16 protein-coding genes and 1 pseudogene are annotated in these 20313 nt (G+C 62.8%); 10 read left to right on the top strand and 7 right to left on the bottom strand.

Going from position 1 to position 20313, the window contains the following annotated elements:
- Window positions 1-160 precede the first annotated feature (160 nt).
- From ychF to ACVC5H_RS04380, 3 genes and pseudogenes are all read left to right on the top strand, one after another.
- On the top strand, window positions 161-1252 hold the full coding sequence (gene ychF / locus ACVC5H_RS04390; protein ID WP_017453759.1) for a redox-regulated ATPase YchF: 1092 nt from the start codon (window positions 161-163) through the stop codon (window positions 1250-1252).
- A gap of 283 nt (window positions 1253-1535) precedes the next feature.
- Window positions 1536-2885, top strand: coding sequence for a phospholipase D-like domain-containing protein (locus ACVC5H_RS04385; RefSeq protein ID WP_489621183.1), 1350 nt, complete (start codon window positions 1536-1538; stop codon window positions 2883-2885).
- A gap of 509 nt (window positions 2886-3394) precedes the next feature.
- A pseudogene (locus ACVC5H_RS04380) lies at window positions 3395-3952 on the top strand (restriction endonuclease); the annotation flags it as partial.
- Window positions 3953-4069: 117 nt separating this feature from the next.
- Here the strand turns inward: ACVC5H_RS04380 and ACVC5H_RS04375 are convergent.
- Window positions 4070-4987, bottom strand: a complete 918-nt coding sequence (locus ACVC5H_RS04375) for a LysR family transcriptional regulator (RefSeq protein WP_489621182.1) — start codon at window positions 4985-4987, stop codon at window positions 4070-4072.
- A 129-nt stretch (window positions 4988-5116) separates the two neighbouring features.
- Between ACVC5H_RS04375 and ACVC5H_RS04370 the strand changes: the two genes are divergently transcribed.
- The 7 genes from ACVC5H_RS04370 to ACVC5H_RS04340 all read left to right on the top strand — a co-directional run bounded on the left by ACVC5H_RS04370 (window position 5117) and on the right by ACVC5H_RS04340 (window position 12163).
- Window positions 5117-5875 carry a 5-oxoprolinase subunit PxpA gene (locus tag ACVC5H_RS04370; RefSeq protein ID WP_489621181.1) on the top strand — a complete coding sequence of 253 codons (759 nt, stop codon included), beginning with the start codon at window positions 5117-5119 and terminating at the stop codon, window positions 5873-5875.
- Window positions 5876-5908: 33 nt separating this feature from the next.
- The gene (locus ACVC5H_RS04365; protein WP_489621180.1) at window positions 5909-6157 is read left to right on the top strand and encodes an acetyl-CoA carboxylase; all 249 of its coding nucleotides are present in this window, start codon (window positions 5909-5911) and stop codon (window positions 6155-6157) included.
- Window positions 6158-6166: 9 nt separating this feature from the next.
- Window positions 6167-7555, top strand: a complete 1389-nt coding sequence (locus tag ACVC5H_RS04360) for an acetyl-CoA carboxylase biotin carboxylase subunit (RefSeq protein ID WP_489621179.1) — start codon at window positions 6167-6169, stop codon at window positions 7553-7555.
- 1 nt (window position 7556) lies between these two features.
- On the top strand, window positions 7557-8456 hold the full coding sequence (locus tag ACVC5H_RS04355) for a 5-oxoprolinase subunit B family protein (protein WP_489621178.1): 900 nt from the start codon (window positions 7557-7559) through the stop codon (window positions 8454-8456).
- Window positions 8446-9423 (top strand): 5-oxoprolinase subunit C family protein, encoded by a 978-nt coding sequence (locus ACVC5H_RS04350; RefSeq protein ID WP_489621177.1) that lies wholly within the window; start codon window positions 8446-8448, stop codon window positions 9421-9423. Before ACVC5H_RS04355 ends, ACVC5H_RS04350 begins: the two co-directional genes overlap by 11 nt.
- A gap of 205 nt (window positions 9424-9628) precedes the next feature.
- Window positions 9629-10960: a purine-cytosine permease family protein gene (locus ACVC5H_RS04345; RefSeq protein WP_489621176.1), complete on the top strand. Its 1332-nt coding sequence runs from the start codon at window positions 9629-9631 to the stop codon at window positions 10958-10960.
- Window positions 10961-11041: 81 nt separating this feature from the next.
- Window positions 11042-12163: a Fic family protein gene (locus ACVC5H_RS04340; RefSeq protein WP_489621175.1), complete on the top strand. Its 1122-nt coding sequence runs from the start codon at window positions 11042-11044 to the stop codon at window positions 12161-12163.
- Here ACVC5H_RS04340 and ACVC5H_RS04335 read toward each other — a convergent pair.
- From ACVC5H_RS04335 to ACVC5H_RS04310, 6 genes are all read right to left on the bottom strand, one after another.
- Window positions 12142-12975, bottom strand: a complete 834-nt coding sequence (locus ACVC5H_RS04335) for an ABC transporter ATP-binding protein (protein ID WP_489621174.1) — start codon at window positions 12973-12975, stop codon at window positions 12142-12144. The genes ACVC5H_RS04340 and ACVC5H_RS04335 overlap by 22 nt on opposite strands.
- On the bottom strand, window positions 12972-14762 hold the full coding sequence (locus tag ACVC5H_RS04330; protein WP_489621173.1) for a branched-chain amino acid ABC transporter ATP-binding protein/permease: 1791 nt from the start codon (window positions 14760-14762) through the stop codon (window positions 12972-12974). Before ACVC5H_RS04330 ends, ACVC5H_RS04335 begins: the two co-directional genes overlap by 4 nt.
- A gap of 10 nt (window positions 14763-14772) precedes the next feature.
- The gene (locus ACVC5H_RS04325) at window positions 14773-15825 is read right to left on the bottom strand and encodes a branched-chain amino acid ABC transporter permease (protein WP_489621172.1); all 1053 of its coding nucleotides are present in this window, start codon (window positions 15823-15825) and stop codon (window positions 14773-14775) included.
- Window positions 15826-15980: 155 nt separating this feature from the next.
- A complete protein-coding gene (paaZ, locus tag ACVC5H_RS04320; protein WP_489621171.1) occupies window positions 15981-18041 on the bottom strand; it encodes a phenylacetic acid degradation bifunctional protein PaaZ in 2061 nt (686 codons plus the stop codon).
- Between the two features lie 257 nt (window positions 18042-18298).
- Complete coding sequence (locus ACVC5H_RS04315) at window positions 18299-19444, bottom strand: ABC transporter substrate-binding protein (RefSeq protein ID WP_489621170.1); 1146 nt, start codon at window positions 19442-19444, stop codon at window positions 18299-18301.
- Window positions 19445-19515: 71 nt separating this feature from the next.
- Window positions 19516-20136: a TetR/AcrR family transcriptional regulator gene (locus ACVC5H_RS04310; protein ID WP_489621169.1), complete on the bottom strand. Its 621-nt coding sequence runs from the start codon at window positions 20134-20136 to the stop codon at window positions 19516-19518.
- Window positions 20137-20313 lie beyond the last annotated feature (177 nt).

Below are 20313 nucleotides of genomic sequence, written 5' to 3'. Positions count from 1 at the left end.
GGTGCATTCCTGACAAGTCAAAGATGCGATGTATCGCTCGCATGTTACCAGTGATGGCGCGATATGACAGCGCGGGGGCGAATCGATGCTGCATCGCAAAGCTGTGGGTTGGGGCGTGCGGCTTGATACAATGTCGGTTTTGCTTTCGGAAGAATCTGTCATGAGCCTCAAATGCGGCATCGTGGGTCTGCCCAACGTCGGTAAGTCCACTCTTTTCAACGCGCTGACCAAGGCGGGCATCGCCGCCGAGAACTATCCGTTCTGCACCATTGAGCCCAACGTCGGCATCGTGGAAGTGCCCGATCCGCGCCTGAAGGCGCTGGCGGAGATCGTCAAGCCCGAGCGCATCCTGCCGGCTGCGGTAGAGTTCGTCGACATCGCCGGCCTGGTGGCGGGTGCTTCCAAGGGTGAAGGCCTGGGCAACCAGTTCCTGTCGCACATCCGCGAGACTGACGCCATCGTCAACGTGGTGCGCTGCTTCGAAGATCCGAACGTGATCCACGTGGCTGGCCGCGTGAGCCCGCTGGACGACATCGCCGTGATCCAGACCGAACTGGCGCTGGCCGACATGGGAACCGTCGAGAAAGCCATCCACCGCGAACAGAAGAAGGCCCGTTCCGGCGACAAGGATGCCGCCAAGCTGGTGGCCCTGCTGGAGCGCATCATGCCGGCGCTGGACGAAGCCAAGCCGGTGCGCGCGCTGGGGCTGGATGCCGAAGAGATGCTGCTGATCAAGCCGCTTTGCCTGATCACGGCCAAGCCGGCGATGTATGTGGCCAACGTCTCCGACAGCGGTTTCACCAACAACCCGCTGCTGGACCAGCTGACCGCCTACGCCCAGGAACAGAACGCGCCCATCGTGGCCATCTGCGCGGCCATCGAAGCCGAGATCGCCGACCTGGACGACGCCGACAAGGCCGACTTCCTGGCCGACATGGGCATGGAAGAACCGGGCCTGGACCGCCTGATCCGCGCGGCCTTCAAGCTGCTGGGCCTGCAGACCTATTTCACCGCCGGCGTGAAGGAAGTGCGCGCCTGGACGATTCCGGTAGGCGCCACCGGCCCGCAGGCGGCTGGCGTGATCCATACCGACTTCGAGCGCGGCTTCATTCGTGCGCAGACGATTGCCTTTGAGGACTTCATTGCCTTCAAGGGTGAGGCTGGGGCCAAGGAAGCGGGCAAGATGCGCGCGGAAGGCAAGGAGTATGTGGTCAAGGATGGGGATGTGATGAATTTCTTGTTCAATGTCTGAGCACACGAATAGATAGGAGACTAACCGTCATCCTTACTCTCAGCCCTATCTAAAAGCCGCGTAGTTCAGCGGCTTTTTCGCTTTTTGTAACGAGCAACCGGACTTGCTCCCAACCTCATGCCATTAGCGCAGAACTAAGCCGGCACTCTGAAAGAAACGATATCATCGGCGTGGCTGAGAGATCCAGCGCACAAGGGCCGTAAGTCCCGCAATATAACAAATGCGTTTGGCGATTGAAGTCAACTGCCAAAATGTGAAAACTATTTGAATCAGGGGGATTGCAATGAAGTTCATTAGCAACGTCGGCACCGATCGCGTCGCGGACCTAATCCGACCATGGCTCAAACGTGAGCATATGTTGGATATGGTCTCTTCCTCCCTGTCGCTCTTCGCATTTTCCGAACTGCTTGAAGATTTATTTTCACTGGATCAAGTACGCATCGTGATCCCTCCGGCTGTGGCAGTGGACGGTGCTGGCGCACCTTCATCTGACCAACTAGGCTTACTCGGCGGCACTGCTGACCGAACATCCCGCAATACGCTACAAGCCCGTTGGCTCGCTGGACAATTCTTGCATTGGTTAGAAACCAAAACAGAGATTCGTAGCGCCAAAGACTCCATTCCGCAAGGAACGATAGTGCTGCGCGACAAGAGCGGCACCGCGCGCCAAGCAGCGTTAGGGCCTTTCGGATTCAACAGCGAAGGTCTTGGGATTGCACCAGGAAATCCTCTGTCCTTGATACAAGCCTCCGAGAACGAGACAGAAGCGCAGGTTCTAAGTCAATGGTTCGAGACACAATGGGCGCAACTCGATACACAACCGCACGCCAAATCTAATTTGCTCAATGAGCTCAAGGCACTGGCCTCGCATCGCGATGCAGCCAGTATCTACGCTTTGGTCCTGCATCGTCTCTTCGCAACCGAGGAGCTTGACGAAGAAAAGATCGTCAAATCTGCAACCGGCATCAGAAACACCATCGTCTGGAAGAAACTCTATAAATTTCAGCGCGATGGCGTCGTCGGTGCGATAGAAAAATTGGAGCGCTTCGGCGGCTGCATCATTGCCGATAGCGTTGGCTTGGGTACCCTCACAGACTTCCGCATCGATCTGGCCGACTATGCCAGGGAGCATCCGGCAAAGCTGGAGGCAATGCCGCTAGGCTGTTTCGCCGTCACGACCAGCATTGACTCCGACATCGCTCCTGGCATCCTGTTCTGCCTGCGCGCAGAGGGCGTGAGTGCCGAGAAGAGCATCGACCCGAACTACCCCTTGGCACCCCACTATCTCGTTCATGTCAGCGATGAAGGTGCGGTTTTGCTTCCCTATACACAAGCCAAGCGTTTCCTTGATCGGCTCAAGCGCCTATGCGTTGGCCGCGACATGCCCGACGCCAGTGCATGTGCCCGGTTTGACCGTCTCAGCAAATTCGGCCAGGACATGCGACACGCGCAACGGCTACTGGCGGCAGCGGTTTCCTCTGTCGTAGGGAAGTCCGAGGAGCGTGCCCTCGCCAGCTTGTTCACCCCGGGTGGCACGCATGCCATGAAAGGTGAGTTTGCAGGCACTAACGACTTCGAGCTGATCGCCTACGTAATCGTATTGGCACCGGAACAAAAGGACGCAAACGCATGACCGCCCAGCATTTCCGTCTGGAGCGATTGCTGAAAGCGCTCGCCATACCTGCCGCAGCCCTGCTTGAGCAACGAATACCTGACGGCAAAGACCGGGGAAATTCCCAACGTGCGCGAGGTGTACATCGCCTTCAAGAGCTACGCCAGAGATTTCGCCGGCGACATGCGCGATCTGGTCGCGGACATCCACGCCTATGCCTCCTACTATTGCGCCATCGCGTTGGACGATGAAAAAGATGCGGGCCTCAAACAGGCTTTTCATGACCTCCGCGAATTGAAGGTCGATGTGTCCTATCCGTTCTTGCTGGATGTTTATCACGACTATCAGCAAGGAAGGCTAAACAACGAGGAAATCTTGCGCATCGTGCGCCTGGTCGAGAGCTATGTATTCCGCCGCGCCATCTGCACCCTTCCGACCAATTCGCTCAACAAGATCTTTGCCGGCATGAGTCGCTCGCTCAAGAAAGATCGCTATCTTGAAAGCGTACAGGCCGAATTTCTGCTGCTCCCCTCGGCGACTTCAAACGCAATCCGTAACAATTCATTGAACTGGCGGCTGATGCCATCAACCGATGCAAACGAATGGCCTTGGTTGACGGCATCAAATATCAGCGCCTGGGGCAGGATGAATACTATGCGCAAGAGCTTTTCGAAAGCCAGGAACTGACTGGATATCTGAAAAACCTGGTGCAAGATACGAAGAAGTCCGTTTATCAGCACGTCGTATACGACTCGGCCATTGAGCGCGATTTTGCCGTGGACCTGGAGCGAAATGAGGCCGTCAAGGTTTATGCCAAGCTGCCCGCCTGGTTCAAGGTACCCACTCCACTGGGAACTTACAACCCGGACTGGGCGGTGTTGATCGAACTGGATGGCCAAGAAAAGTTATATTTCGTGGTGGAAACCAAGAGCAGTTTGTTTGATGATGACTTGCGAACTCGTGAAGGCGGCCAGATCAAATGCGGTGCGGCCCACTTCAATGCTCTGGCTGCAGAGGAAAACCCGGTAATTTATGAAAAGCTTAAAGATGTGGACGGCTTGATCAATCGGGCGCGTGGTCTAAGTTAAATTCGGCTTTCATCAATATCGTCTAGAGACGCAAATCGCTCGAAGATGCCGTCAAGAAATGGCAACAAGGTATCTTCGAGCGCTCTCTATTCTGCATTGACCGCCAGAGCACGCAACTTATCTTCTGCCGCTAGTGAGCTGCGGCGTCAAAAACGACTGCCTGAAATACTCCCGCACCGCCTCCATCGCCGGCGTAAAACTCACCCCCTTGCGCCACGCCAGCCCCACATTCATGGCCGGCACGTGATCCATCAGCAGCACCGTCTCGATACGCAACCCCTCCAGCGACCAGGGCCGATACACCAGGTCCGACAAAATCGCCACCCCCGACCCATTGGCCACCATGCTGCGCACCGCCTCGATGGAACTGGTGCGCATGATGATGTTGGGCTTGCGTCCGCTCTGGTTCCAGTAGCGCAACGCAGTCTTGTCGGCCTCGTCCACCGTCAGCAGGATGAAGGGCTCATTGACCACCTCGGAGAGATTTACCACCGAGCGCTCCCCCAGCGGATGGCGCGCCGGTAGCCACAGCCGGCGCACCGAACCGAACAGCGTCTCATAGGCGATCTCGCGATGGCGCAGGTTGGAAGTCAGCACCACCGCCATGTCGATGTCGCCCTCCACCAGGCTCTGCTCGATCTCGGCACGCTCCTTCTCATGCACATGCAGCTTGATCCCCGGATAGGACTGCGACAACCGCTGCAAATGGTGCGGCAAGAAATACCCCAGCACCGTGTAACTGGCCGCCACCCGCAAGCTGCCGCTGGCGGTGTTGTCCGGCAGCGGACTCTTCATCGCATCGTCCACGCTGCGCAGAATCGAATACGCATGATTCAAAAAATGCCGCCCGCTGTCGGTCAAGATCATCCCCTGCGGCGAACGGATGAACAGCGGCGCGCCCAGCAAGGACTCCAGTTCCTGGATGGCACTGGTGACCGACGACTGCGAAATGTGCAGGTGGATCGCCGCCTGCGAAATCTGCCCCACTTCCGCTGTGGCAACGAAATAGCGGATCTGGCGGAGGGTGATGGCCATGTTTGATGCCCTTCATAAACTATCGGATTTTTCGATATCAAGCCCTCTGATAATACATCTATCCAATACCGTGGCCGATTTCTATACTCATTTTCACGCGCTGATTCCGGCAGCGCAGGAGACCACGAGATGAGAACAATCGATCTGAATTCGGACATGGGCGAAGGCTTCGGCCCCTGGACCATCGGCGATGGCGTCGATGCAGCCATCATGCCCCTGATCAGTTCAGCCAACATCGCCACGGGCTTTCATGCGGGCGATCCCAATACCATGCGGCGCACGGTGGAACAGGCGCGGCAACACGGTGTGGCCATCGGTGCGCATCCGGGCTTCCGCGATCTGGTCGGCTTCGGCCGCCGCCACCTCAACGCCCCGGCCACCGAGCTGGTCAACGACATGCTCTACCAGCTCGGCGCCCTGCGCGAATTCGCCCGCCTCAACGACATGGCCCTGCAACACATCAAACCGCATGGCGCGCTCTACATGCACCTGGCCCGGGATGAAGAGGCCGCACGCGTCTTCGTGCAGACCCTGCGCCAGCTGGACCCGAACTTGCTTCTGTTCTGCATGCACGGCTCGGCCGTCTGGCGCGTGGCCCGGGAACTGCAGCAGGCCGTGGTCTGCGAGTTCTACGCCGACCGCGATTACGACAACAGCGGCTCCATCGTCTTCACCCGCCGGGTCGGTGCGCTCGATCCGGCACAGGTGGCGGCCAAGGTGCTGCGGGCCTGCCGCGAAGGCGTGGTGCGCACGGTCGAAGGGCGCGATATTCCCATCGCCTTCGAGTCCGTCTGTATCCACAGCGATACACCGGGTGCCCTGGCGCTGGTGCAGGCCACGCGCAAGAGCCTCGAAGCCGCCGAGATCGTCATCGCCGCACCGCGCTGATCCACATCATTCATCACACGAAGGAGAAAAGTCATGGCAGTCCAAGAAGTGCACTCCCCTTTGCCCGGCACCTTCTATCGCCGGTCCAGCCCGGAGGCCCCACCCTATGCGCAGGAAGGCGACCTCATCCAGGCCGGTGCCGTGATCGGCCTGATCGAAGTGATGAAACAATTTACGGAATTGCAGGCCGAGCAAGGCGGCACGTTGCTGGCCTTCCACGTCGAGAACGGCGATCCGGTCGAACCCGGCCAGCTGGTCGCCGTGATCGAGACGGCAGGCTGAGGCGGCATCATGAGCACGTCCATCACCAAACTCCTGATCGCCAATCGCGGCGAGATCGCCGTGCGCATCCTGCGCGCCGCGCAAGCGCTGGGTATCCCGACCGTGGCCGCCTGCAGCGAGGCCGACGCCGATTCGATGGCTGCGCGCATGGCCGATGAAGTCCAGATCATCGGACCGGCGCGCGCCGACCGCAGCTATCTCAACGCAGATGCACTGCTGCAGGCCGCACGCGCGACCGGTGCCAATGCCATCCATCCCGGCTATGGCTTCCTCTCCGAGAACGCCGCCTTCGCGCAAGCGGTCACCGCGGCCGGGCTGATCTTCGTGGGACCGGAGGCCGATACCATCCGCCGCATGGGCGACAAGGCCGAAGCGCGCCGTACTGCGGCCGCTGCCGGCGTGCCGGTGGTGCCGGGATCGCCGGGTGAACTCGATGATCTCACCGCCGCCCTGAGCTGTGCCGAACAGGTCGGCTATCCCCTGCTGATCAAGGCCTCGGCCGGCGGCGGTGGTCGCGGCATCCGCATGGCGCGCGATGCCAACGAACTGGCGCGGGAATTTCCGATTGCACAGAGCGAAGCGCAGGCCGCTTTTGGATCAGGCGCGGTGTACCTGGAGCGCTTCATCCGCAGAGCGCGCCACATCGAAGTGCAGATCCTGGGCGATGGCCAGCGCGCCGTACACCTGTTCGAACGCGAATGCTCGCTGCAACGGCGCCGCCAGAAGGTCTTCGAAGAAGCGCCCTCCCCCGCGCTCACGCCCGCACAGCGGCAAGCCCTCTGCGAGAGCGCGGTGCGACTGGCCGAACAGTTGCACTATCGCGGCGCCGGCACGCTGGAATATCTCTTCGATGACGAGAGCGGCGAGTTCTTCTTCATCGAGATGAATACGCGCATCCAGGTCGAGCATCCCGTCACCGAAATGATCACCGGCATCGACCTGGTGCAGGCCATGCTGCGCATCGCGGGCGGCGAGCCGCTCGGCTTGCGGCAATCCGACGTCCGCATGCTGGGCGCAGCAGTGGAAATGCGCATCAACGCCGAAGATCCGGAACGCAATTTCTTCCCCTGCCCAGGCACCGTGACGGACCTGCACTGGCCGCAAGGCGAAGGCATCCGCGTGGAGAGCCATCTCTATGCCGGCTATCGCATTCCCCCGTATTACGATTCGCTGCTGGCCAAGCTGGTGGTGCATGGCAAGGACAGGGCGCAGGCCATCGAACGCGCCCAGGCGGCAGTTGCCGCCACGCGGGTCAGCGGCATGGCCACCACACTGCCACTGCATCATTGGCTGCTGGCCGATGCGCGCGTGCAGGCGGCGCGCTTCGATACCGGCGCGCTGGAAACCTGGCTGGCCGAACGCGCAGCCGAGCGCACCGCGCAACTTGAGGAGGCCTGAGATGAACAGCCCACAATCCCAGCGCTGCGCCCCCATCCGCTACAGCATCGCCGGTGACGAACACCTCTTTGCGGAAGTATCCGAATCGATGTCGCTGGAAGCCTTCTTCCGCGCCATGGCCATCACGCGCGCCGTGGAGCAACTGGCGCTGCCCGGCGTACTGGATGTCTGCCTGGCCAATGCCTCCTTCCAGATCCGTTTCAACCCCGACCTGATCCATCCGCTGACCCTGCTGGAACAGGTCAAGGCGCTGGAAGCCAGCACTACCGCCGAGCGCCGCATCCAGACCCGCATCATCGAAGTGCCGGTGCTGTATGGCGATCCCTGGACCAATGAAACCCAGGCGCGCTTCCGTGACCGCCACCAGGACCCGTCCTCCACCGACCTGCAATACGCGGCGCGCATCAATGGCTATGACGAGGTACAAGCCTTCATCGCGGCCCACTGCGGCACGCCCTGGTTCGTCTCCATGGTCGGTTTCGTGGCGGGGCTGCCCTTCATGTACCAGATGGTCGGGCAGGACAAGCAACTGCAGGTGCCCAAGTACCTGCGTCCCCGTACCGACACGCCCAGGCTGACCCTGGGCCACGGCGGCTGCTTCGGCTGCATCTACTCGGTGCGCGGCGCTGGCGGCTACCAGATGTTCGGCGTCACGCCCGCGCCCATCTACGATCCGGCGCAGGGCCTGCCCTATCTGCAGGAGTCGATGGTGTTCTTCCGTGCCGGTGACATCGTGCAGTTCAAGCCCATCGACCGTGCCGGGTATGACGCCGCCATCGCGGCGGTCGAGGCCGGCCGCTTCGACCTGCGCATCCGTGCGGCCAGTTTCGATCTCGATGCCTTCCAGGCCGATCCGGCGGCCTGCATCCATGCTCTCAAGGAGGCCCTCCATGACGATTAAGGTGAAACAGCCCGGCCTGGCCACCACGGTGCAGGACGGTGGCCGCGAAGGCTACTACCACCTGGGCATCCCGCCCTCCGGCGCACTGGACCAATACGCCCTGCGCAGCGCCAACCTGCTGGTGGGCAACCCCGCCACCAGCTCGGCCCTCGAATGCAGCCTCTTGGGGCCGCAACTGGAGTTCCAGTGCGATGCGCTGGTCGCCGTCACGGGTGCCCGCATGCAGCCGCGCGTGGATGGCAGCGACCGGCCGCTCGATACCGCCTTCAAGGTGCGCAGCGGCCAGGTGCTCAGCTTCGACTACCCCAAGGCCGGCGCGCGCAGCTATCTCGCCATCGCCGGTGGCATTGACGTGCCGCTGGTACTGGAAAGCCGCGCCACCTATGCCCTGGGCGCACTCGGTGGATGGCATGGCCGCAAGCTGGCCAAGGACGACGAACTGCCGCTGGGGCGCGCGTCCTCCCAGGCCGTCGAAGGGCGTGCCCTGCCGCTGTCGCTGGTGCCGGTGTTCGACCGCGAAGCCACGCTGCGCGTGGTGCCGGGGCTGTATATACATCGCCTCACCGAGGACGCCGTGGAGCGTTTCTTTGCCGATACCTGGACCGTGGCCTCGGAAGCGGACCGCATCGGCTACCGCTTCAAGGGCGGCCAGCCCATGCAGTTCCGGCCGCGTGAACAGCCCTTCGGCGCCGGCTCGGATCCGTCCAACATCGTCGATGCCTGCTATCCCATCGGTTCGATCCAGATCCCCGGTGGCGTGGAGCCCATCGTGCTGTTGCGCGATGCCGTTTCCGGCGGCGGTTACGCCACCATCGGCACCGTCATCAGCGCCGACCTCGACCTGATCGGACAACTGCAACCCAACCACAAGGCGCAGTTCGTGCGCGTGACGCTGGAGCAGGCGCTGGAGGCCCGGCGCCAGTACCAGCAGCGCTTCCAGCGCCTGGGCAGTCTCTTGACCAGCTAAGAGCGGCACAGCCGCGCATCCCTCCGTTTGACCCCGCCCCGGGCCGGCGTTCAGCCGCTGCCCCGGGATGGGAGCGGCTTTGCCTGCGAGTTTTGCGTACGCAAATCCGTTTGTATTTCGCTTCGGTTTTTTCGCTTTCGTTTTTCGCTCTCGCCTCTCATCCGCCTCATTGAATCATCGCTTCAACGTCTCAGGAGAAACTGACATGGCCGGCTTATCACAAACGCAGAACAAGGAAATCGACCTCTCCACCCACAGCGTTCCCGCCAGTGCGCGCATGGGCAAACTCTCGCTGACGATGGCCTGGTGGGCCGTCTGCAGCGCCATCTTCTACATCGTCGTGGGGGCGTCGCTGGCGCTGACCTATGGCGCCCGCAATGCCCTGATCGGCATGGTGCTCTCGGTCATCAGCTACGGGCTCATCAATGCCTGCATCAGCCGCTATGCCATGCGCACCGGCCTGTCGGTGGCCTTGTTCTCGCGCATCCTGTTCGGACGGCTGGGCGCCTCGCTGGCCACGCTGATCTTCTTTTCCACCGCGATCTATTACGCCGTCTTCGAGGGCTCGGTGATCGCAGTGGCCCTGCATCATCTCTACCCGTCCCTGCTCTATCCGGTGGCCGCGCTCATCGTGGTGCTCTACAGCGTGCCGCTGGTCTTCGGCAGCGTGCAGCACTGGCTCGACAAGTTCAACGGCGTGCTGCTGCCGTTCTACCTGCTGGGCCTGCTGATGGCGCTGGTACTGGCGGTGAGCCAGTACGGCTACCAGCCGCAGTGGCTGGACTTCGGCCCGGCGGTGCCGCCTGCCGATGGCTGGTGGAGCTGCTTCACGTACTACATGGGCGTGTGGGTGCTGATGATGTTCACCTTCGACTATGCCCGCTTCGGCAAGCCGGAAGATGCGACGTATCACGGCCGCTTCAATTTCGGCATGCCCTTCTACCTGGTCACGATCCTGCTCAATGGCGCAGCCGGCATCTACCTGGCCAGCGGCATTCCGCAGGATGGCCCGCTGTCTGAGGTATCGGTGGTGATGGCCATCCTCAAGCTCATGGGATTCTGGGGATTGCTCTTCGTCTGGGTCACGCAGACGCGCATCAACACCGCCAACTACTATCTCGCCACGGTCAACATGCAGGCCTTCTTCGGCAACCTGCTGGGCCTGCACGCGTCGCGCCTGGTGTGGGCGGTAGTGGTGGGTGTCGTCGTGTATGCGCTGATGCTGGCCGACGTGTTTTCCTACCTGCTCAAGGCGCTGGCCTATCAGGGTGTGTTCGTGGTGGCGTGGGTCGGGGTGGCACTGGCGCACATTCTCACCGCGGGCGACCATGGCACCGCGACTGATGGCGCAGCGGGCATCAACCGTGTCGGGCTGGGCGCCTGGTTCTGCGGCGTCGTGCTGGGCTTCGTGCTGATGGAAACGGGCGGCTTCTGGCTGTCGCTGTCGGCACCGCTGACCTTCGTGGCATCGATGGGGGTGTATGCCTTGCTGCAGCAGCGGGGACGGACAGGGAAAACCTTGCAGGCCGCAGAGTGACCGCCTGATTGCCGTTCATTCGCCGCATTTCTTACGGCAAATACCCTTGCCCCTGCGGCGAATCCCCCGCATAATCACCGCATGAATCGCGGTGATTACATCTATCTCTGGCAGGCTCCCGATTGGCCCCACTGGCGCTACGACCTGGCCGCCCTGGCTGAGCCGATGGCCCAGGTCAGCCATGCGCAAGGGCTGCTGCTGGGGCGACTGGCTGATGTGGGCCTTGGTCTGCGAGACGAAGCCAACCTGCTGGCCCTGACCGACGATGTTCTCAAGACCAGTGCCATCGAGGGCGAGCAGTTGAATCTGGCCTCGGTGCGTTCCTCGGTAGCACGGCGGCTGGGCGTCGACATCGGTGCCCTGGCCCCGGTGGACCGGCACGTGGAGGGTGTGGTGGACATGATCTTCGACGCCACCGCCCACCATGAAAAACCGCTGACCGCCAGGCGCCTCTTCGGATGGCATGCCGCCTTGTTTCCGACCGGCTACTCAGGCATGAGCGAAATCATCGTCGGCGACTGGCGTGACGACGCGCAAGGACCGATGCAAGTCGTTTCCGGTCCGCTGCATCGCCAGAAAATCCATTACGAAGCGCCACCGGCCCGGCGCCTCGGCCGCGAAGTGACCCGCCTGCTCAACTGGATCAATACCGCAAGGCCGACCGAACCTGCATTGCTGCGGGCCGGCCTGGGCCACCTTTGGTTCGTGTCCCTGCATCCCTTTGATGATGGCAACGGCCGCATCGCCCGTGCCATCGGTGACCTGCTGCTGGCGCGCGCCGATGGCAGCACCCAGCGTTTCTACAGCCTCTCGGCCCAGATCCAGCGCGAGCGCAAGGCCTACTACGAGATCCTGGAACGCACCCAGAAAGGCGACATGAATGTGACCGCCTGGCTGCTGTGGTTCCTGCAGATGCTGGCCGAAGCGGTGAACCAGGCGCATCGCACGCTCGATGCAGTACTGGTCAAGGCGCGCTTCTGGCAAAGGATGGCGGGCACTCCCCTCAATGCGCGCCAGGTGAAGGTGCTCAATCGCCTGCTCGATGGCTTCGAGGGCAAGCTGACCAGCAGCAAATGGGCGACCCTGGCAAAGTGCTCGTCCGACACCGCCTTGCGCGACCTCAATGAGCTGGTGGCGCTGGATCTTCTGCAACGTTCCGCAGCAGGGGGCCGCAGCACCAGTTATGAACTGACGCTGCGCTGAACCAGGCTCACCGTCTCTCTCGCTACCCCCAGATAACTCTCCACGATCTTCTTGTCCGTCGCCAGCACCCCGGCCGCCCCCTCGCAGACAATCTCCCCCATCTCCAGCACATACCCATAATCGGCCACCTGCAAGGCTGCGCGCGCATTCTGCTCGACCAGCAAGGTCGCCACACCGGTACTGCGCAACTGGCTGATGATGGAAAGGATTTCCCGCGTGATCAGCGGTGCCAGTCCGAGGCTGGGTTCATCCAGCATCAACACCTTCGGCTTGGCCATCAGCGCGCGCCCCACGGCCAGCATCTGGCGCTCGCCACCGGAGAGCGTGCCGGCGGCCTGCTTGCGCCGCTCCTTCAGACGCGGGAAGAGCGCATAGACGAATTCCTGCTGATCCAGATAAGCGGATTCGCCATTGCGCCGCCGCTTGTAGGCGCCCAGCAAGAGATTGTCTTCCACCGTCATGGAGGTAAACAATTCCCGCTTTTCCGGCACCAGCGACAGGCCACGCGCAACCCGCTCTTCCACTTCCATCTGGCTCACGTCCTCGCCCTCGAAAGCGATGCGTCCGCTGGCCGCCGCCCCCGCTGGCAGCGCACCCATCATGGCATTGAGCAAGGTGGACTTGCCCGCGCCATTGGGTCCGATGACGGTCACGATCTGGCCGGCACGCAGCGACAAGGCCGCCCCGGTCAGGGCCGGCACCTTGCCATAGCGGGCCGAAAGAGCAGTGACTTCCAGCAGCACGGGGGCGGTCGTGGCGTGGACCTCGGGCGCGGCGCCGGCAGAGGTCATCATGGTGGCGACGGTCGTCATTGGGCTCCTCCCAGATAGGCTTCCAGCACGGCCGGGTGGACCTGGATCTGGGCCGGCGTGCCCTCGGCAATCTTGCTGCCGAATTCCATGACCACGATGTGGTCGGTCAATTGCATCACGAAATCCATGTCGTGCTCCACCAGCAGCACCGCCATGCCCTCGCCGCGCAGCTTGTCCAGCAAGGCGGCCAGGGCCTGCTTCTCCTGCAGGCGCAGACCGGCAGCAGGTTCGTCCAGCAGCAGCAGGGCCGGATCGCAGCACAGCGCCCGGGCGATTTCCAGAATGCGCTGCTGGCCCAGTGCCAGGCTGCCGGCAGGCCGATCGATCAGCTCACCCAGGCCCACACGTTCCAGTTGCCGCCGTGCTTCGCTGAGGATGCGCGCTTCTTCCTTGCGATTGCCACGCACCAGGCTGGCCAGGATGCCGCGCTGGGGCGCAAACTCGCCGCGTCGGAATGCGCCCATGGCGGCGTTCTCCAGCACGCTCATGCCCGGCACCAGGCGCACGTGCTGGAAGGTGCGCGCAATGCCACGACTGGAGATGGCGCGCGAAGACAATCCGGCCAGCGACTGCCCGCGATAATTGAGCTTGCCGCTGGTGATGGACTGCACCCCGGTGACCAGATTGAAGGTGGTGGACTTGCCGGCACCATTCGGACCGATCAGCCCGACGATCTCCCCTGCCCTGACCGAGAAGCTCACATCATTGACCGCCACCAGTCCACCGAACTGCTTGCGCGCGGCTTCCACCTCCAGGATCACCTCGCCGCGCACCGGCTTGGGAAGCTGCGTCAGCGGGGCTGCATCCACCGGCAACTGACGCGGCAAGCGACGCGCAAAGCGCGCCTGCAGACGCGGCCACAAGCCCTCGTTGGCGAACTGCAGGAAGATCACCAGCGCGATGCCAAAGACGATGGCCTCGAAGTTGCCGCCCGTGCCCAGCACGCCCGGCAGCCACTCCTGCAGGAAATTGCTCAGCACCGCCAGCAGCCCCGCACCGAGAAGGGCGCCCCACACGTGACCGGCACCACCGACCACCACCATCAGCAGATAGTCGATGCCGTATTTCAGGCCGAAGGGCGTAGGATTGACCGCCTGTTGCAGGTGCGCATAGAGCCAGCCGGAAATGCCCGCCAGCACGGCCGCATAGACGAAGACGACGATCTTCAGCCGCGCCGTGTCCACCCCCATCGCTTCAGGCATCACAGTGCCGAACCTGAGCGCACGCACTGCGCGGCCCGCGCGTGAATCGAGGAAGTTGACCACCGACAGCAGCGCCACGATCACCACGGCCCAGATCAGCAGGTACATCGACGCCCCATTGCCGAACGTGAAGCTACCGATGGCAATGGCGGGAATGCCATTGATGCCGTCATGCTTGCCCAGCATCTCCAGGTTGCCGAACAGGTAGTACAGCGACAGCCCCCACGCAATCGTGGACAGCGGCAGGTAATGCCCGGAAATGCGCATCGTGAGCGCGCCGATCAGAAAGGCCGACAGCCCCGTGAGCGCAATACCGGCCAGCAGTCCGAGCCAGGGCGAAAGGCCGAACTGCGTCGTCAGATACGCCGTGGTATAGGCACCGATGCCGACGAAGGCCGCCTGCCCGAACGAGATCAGCCCCGCCACGCCGGTCAGCAGCACCAGCCCCAGCGCGACGATGGCGTACAGACCCACATAGGACAGCAGCGTCACCCAGAACGGTGGCAGGCCCAGCAGCGGCAGCGCCAGCACGATGGCGAAGAACAGCGCCGGCACGGCGGCGCGATGCGATGTGAATGCAGTCATGGCGGCGTCCTCAGGCTTCTTCGTCAATGTGGTGGCTGGTCAGCGAGCGCCACAGCAGGATGGGGATGATGACGGTAAAGACGATCAATTCCTTGAAGGCGCTGGCCCAGAAGGACGAGAAACTCTCGATCAGTCCCACCGCCACCGAGCCCAGCGCCGCCACCGGATAGCTGGCCAGGCCACCGAAGATGGCACCGACAAAGCCCTTCAAGGCGATGATGAACCCCGACTCATAGTTGACGATGGTGAAGGGCGCAATCAGGATGCCGCACAGCGCGCCGATCCCCGCCGACATCGCAAAGGAGAGCTTGCCCGCCTGGTTGATGCCAACCCCCACCAGGCGCGCACCGAGACGGTTGACGGCGGTGGCGCGCAGAGCCTTGCCGGTCAGGGTGCGTTCGAAGAAGACGTAGATCACGCCAATCAGCGCGGCCACCGTCACCAGCACGATCACGCTCTGGCCGGAAACCGGACTGTCGCCGAGATTGAATTGCAGCTCGGTGAAGGGCTTGGTGTTGGTCCCTTCCGGGCCGAACATCAACAGGCCCAGGCCGACCATGGCCAGATGCACGCCCAGCGAGACGATCAGCAGCACCAGCACGCTCGAATGCGCCAGCGGCTGGTAAGCCACGCGATAGATCATCGGTCCCATCGGCACCACGATCAACAGCGCCAGCAGGATCTGCCAGGGCATGGCCAGGGCTTGCAGATCGATGAAGCGCGTGAAGGCATACAGCGTCAGCGGCACACCGATCTGCGCCGCCAGCAGCAGCGGCAGGCGACGCGGCAAGCGTGCGCGGTGCGCCGCCTGCCGCAAGGCGGTGACTACCTCCACGGCCAACGTCGTGCCACCGAGCGCCACCAGCAGCAAGGCGGTAGCGGGCGCCTGGCCATTCTGGATGGCAGCCAGGGTCAAGGCGCCGAAGGCGACGAACTCCCCCTGCGGCAGGAAAATCACCCGCGTCATCGAAAACACCAGCACCAGCGCCAGCGACAGCAGCGCATAGATGGCGCCGGTCGTGATGCCGTCCTGGATCAGCACGGTCAGAATGCTCGAATCCATTTGTCTCCTCCTGTCATGGCCGGCCGCCGCAGATCGGGCTGCGGCGTGCCGGTTAAGCCCGGTTCTTCTCAAAAGTGAACCTTTGGGCTGGGTACCTTGGGTCTGGCGCGATTCCCGCCAGGCACATGAAGCTTTCTGTCAAAAAACGGGAAATTTCACCCCGCCGGTTTCTTGGCCACCAGCGTCAGGATGTCGTAGGAAGCCACCAGCTCGCCCTCCTGGTTGCTCACCTCCACGTCCCAGGCCACCACACCCTGGCCCTGGCCATTGGCATCCTTCTTGTTGCGGTCGATCTTGCGCTTGCAGGTCAGGCGTGCACAGAGGGTGTCGCCGATGCCCACCGGCTTGACGAAGCGCAGCGTGTCCAGCCCGTAGTTGGCCAGCACCGGACCGGGGGCGGGCGAGACGAACAGCCCGGCCGCCGCCGAGAGCACGAAGTAGCCATGCGCGATGCGCTTGCCGAAGGGCGACTGGCGCGCCGCGACCTCATCGAAGTGCATGTAGAAATGGTCGCCCGAGAGGCAGCCGAAATTGACGATATCGGCCTCGGTCACGGTACGGCGATGCGTGGCAAGCGAATCGCCGATCTGCAAATCTTCGAAGTAATGACGGAAGGGATGGATCTCCGATTCACGCACCTGTGCACCGCGCACGTGCTCGCCCACGACAGCGGCCAGCATGGTCGGCGAACCTTGCACGGCGGTGCGTTGCAGGTAGTGCTTCACGGCGCGCGAACCGCCCAGCTCCTCGCCGCCACCGGCACGGCCGGGACCGCCATGCTTGAGCTGCGGCAGGGGTGAACCGTGTCCGGTGGATTCCGGCGCGGCTTCGCGGTCCAGCACCAGCAGGCGGCCATGCCAGGCCGCCGCCACCGGAATGGCACGCGCCGCTACCGCCGGGCTGCGCGTGACCAGGCTGCCGACCAGGCTGCCGCGTCCACGCGCGGCCAGGGCCAGGGCTTCGTCGAGATCGTCATAGGGCAGGAGGGTGCTGACCGGGCCGAAGGCTTCCACTTCGTGGACCGGGCTGCCCGCCGCCGTATCGCGTGCCAGCAGCAGCGTGGGCGCAAAGAACGCCCCCTCGGCCACGCCCTCACCCTGCGGCTGGAAGCCGCTACCCGCACCGAGGATCAGCTCGGCGCTCTGCTTCAGCAGGGCCACGCGCTCCTGCACGTCACGCTGCTGCGCAAGCGAAGCCAGCGGGCCCATACGCACCGTTTCCAGTGCCGGATCGCCGGTCACGATCTTGGACAGGCGCGCCACCAACTTCCCGGCCACCGCATCGATATGCTGGCGCGGCACGATGGCGCGGCGAATCGCCGTGCATTTCTGGCCGGCCTTGGTGGTCATCTCGCGCGCCACTTCCTTGACGAAGAGATCGAACTCTTCATCATCGGCGGTGACGTCCGGACCGAGGATGGCGCAGTTCAGCGAATCGGCCTCGGCATTGAAGGGAATCGAATGGGCGATCAGGTTGGGATGCGCGCGCAGTTTGGCCGCCGTATCGGCCGAGCCGGTGAAGGTCACCACGTCCTGCGCCTGCAGCCGGTCCAGCAGATCGCCGGTGCTGCCGATGACCAGTTGCAGCGCGCCTTCGGGCAAGAGCCCCGACTGCTGGATCAGGCGCACTGCCGCTTCGGCGAGGTAGCTGGTGGCAGTGGCCGGCTTGACGATGCAGGGCATGCCGGCCAGGAAGGTCGGGGCGAATTTTTCCAGCATGCCCCAGACCGGGAAGTTGAAGGCATTGATGTGCACGGCCACGCCACCGCGCGGCACCAGGATGTGGGTGCCGGCAAAGCGGCCCTGCTTGCCCAGCGGCAGGGCCGGGCCTTCGTGGACCAGGTTGGAGGACGGGAATTCATTGGTGCCGATGCTGGCATAGGTGAACAGGGTGCCGCTGCCGCCTTCGATGTCGATCCAGCTGTCGGTGCGGGTGGCGCCCGTGTGCGCCGACATCGCGTAGAGCGTTTCCTTGTGGTCCACCAGGTATTTGGCCAGCGCCTTGAGGATCGCGGCGCGCTGCTGGAAGTCCAGCGCCATCATCGCGGGCAGGCCCTTCTTGCGGGCGTGTTCCAGCGCTTCGCCGAAATCGATGGCCTCATCGTGGGTGCTGGCCACGGGGCGGCCATTGACGGCGCTGTGCAGCGCCTGGGACGGGGTTGCGCCTAGCCAGCGGCCGGCGATGAAACTCTGGAGCAGGGGTGGTCGGGTGGTCATTGGAGACTCCTGATGAGGGATAAGGAATGAACAGTTTCAAGATCGGGCGGCAGCTGTTGGAGAACCGCGTGCGAATTGTTCAATGCATCCGGCGTTTGTCTAAAAATGCTCCGCTGACCGTTCGACCTGAGTAGGCCCTACGGGCCGTATCGAAGGCGCTGCGGAGTTTGTACCGTAGTCACGCCTTCGATACGCGGCTACGCCGCTACTCAGGTCGAACGGTCAGTGGGGGCTGCAAGCGCAGTCGCTACCAGCCCTCAGGGCTGGTAATGCCAGGCGCCATCGACGATCTTGACCATCACCGTGGCGCGCTGATCCAGGCCCAGGTGGTCGGTGGCCGACATGTTGTAGACGCCATGCACGCCCGTGACTTCCTTGGTGGTTTCCAGTGCATCGCGCAGGGCCGCGCGGAATTCCGGCGTGCCCGGCTTGCCGCGCTTCAAGGCCACGGGAATGGCCGACTGCAGCAGCACGCCGGCATCCCAGGCATAGCCGCCGAAGAGCGACACGCTGTCCTTGCCATGGGCAGCTTCGTACTTGCCGGTGTAGTCCAGCGCGACCTTGCGGATGGGATTGTTCAGCGGCAGTTGCGCCGCCACCAGCACCGGGCCGGCCGGCAGCAGCGTGCCATCCAGCATCTTGCCGCCCACGCGCAGGAAGTCAGCATTGGCCACGCCGTGGGTCTGGTAGATCTGGCCCTTGAAACCGCGCTCCTTCAACGCACGTTGCGGCACCACGGCCGGTGTGCCGGAAGCGGCGATGAGGATGGCATCCGGCTTGGCCGCCACCAGCTTCAAGGCTTGCGCGGTGGCGGAGGTATCGTTGGGTGCGAAGCGCTCATTGGCCACCAGTTCCAGTTTCTTGAGGCCGGCGGCCTTCTTGAATTCTTCATACCAGCCTTCGCCATAGGCATTGGCATAGCCGATGAAGGCGATGCGCTGGTAGCCACGGGCCACCATGTCCTTGGCAATGGCCAGCGACATCATGATGTCGTTCTGCGGAGTCTTGAAGACCCACTTCTTCTTCGCATCCATGGGCTCGACGATGCGCGCGGCGGCAGCCAGCGAGATCATCGGGGTCTGCGCTTCGGCGGCCACTTCGGTCATCGAGATGGAGTTGGGGCTGATGGACGAACCGACGATGACGTCCACATTGTTTTCGGTGACGAAGCGACGCGCATTCTTGACCGCCTGCGTGGTGTCGGAGGCGTCATCGAGGACGATGTAGTTGATCTTCTGCCCGGCGATGGTGGTGGGCAACAGCGCAATGGTGTTCTTCTCGGGGATGCCCAGCGAGGCGGCCGGGCCGGTGGTGGACACGGTGACGCCGACGTTGATGTCGGCGCGTGCGGCGAGCGCGCAGCCGGCCAGGGCCAGCGCGAGCAGGGGGCGAGCGAACTGCATGAAGGTCTCCTTGATGTGTTGTCATTGTGGTGCTGCACGCCTGCAATGACGCCACCGGTCAAGGGTTCACGTCATCGTTTCTTCTTTCCCGCGCCGTCCAGGCTCACGGCGCCGATTCCGCCAAACAGCAACTCCGACACGACCACCGCCATGCGTTCATGGGTCAGTTCGCCCTCGGGCTTGAACCACATGAACATCCAGTTGATCATGCCGAACAACAGCATGGCCAGCGGCTTGGCCATGCGGCTGCGGTCCAGTTCCGGCCGCACCGCGCACATCGCGTCAGCCACCGCCTTGACCACCTTGCGCTCGCCGTTGAGGATGCGCTTCTGGTCGGCCGGCTCCAGAAAACGCACGTCCTCGGTCAGTACCCGATGCTCGTTCTGGGCATCGCGGTATTCCTCCACGAAGCGCTGGATCAACAGGCGCAAACGCGGTTCAGGCGGCAACTCCTGCTGCGCGACTTCATCGACCAGCCCGCACAGGCGGTCGATGTGGTCCTCGCAGATGTGCATCAGCAACTGATGCTTGTCGGCAAAGTAGTGATACAGCGAGGCCTTGGACAGGCCGCAGGCCAGCGCTACCTCATTCATCGATGTGCCCACGAACCCATTGCGCGCAAACAGGGCCGCTGCCTGTTCGACGATGGTCTCGCGCTGGTTGTCATATCCCGCTGCACGCTTGCGTGGCATAAGTGCGTCCTCTTCGATATCTCTGCAAAAGTCATGATTGTGCCGTAAATCAAAACTCTGGCGAAACATCTCCGATCTGCCTGCACCAGCCGCCCTGCCCTTCCCGATACGTCAATGCATCTTCAGCCCGGTCAGCAAAAATCTTCAAAAACATTATTGACCAACCGGTCGGTCGAA

This window comes from Herbaspirillum sp. Her3, from assembly GCF_057961275.1.
The sequence above is the reverse complement of the archived record's forward strand: the minus strand, read 5'-3'. Positions and strand labels throughout refer to the sequence as shown.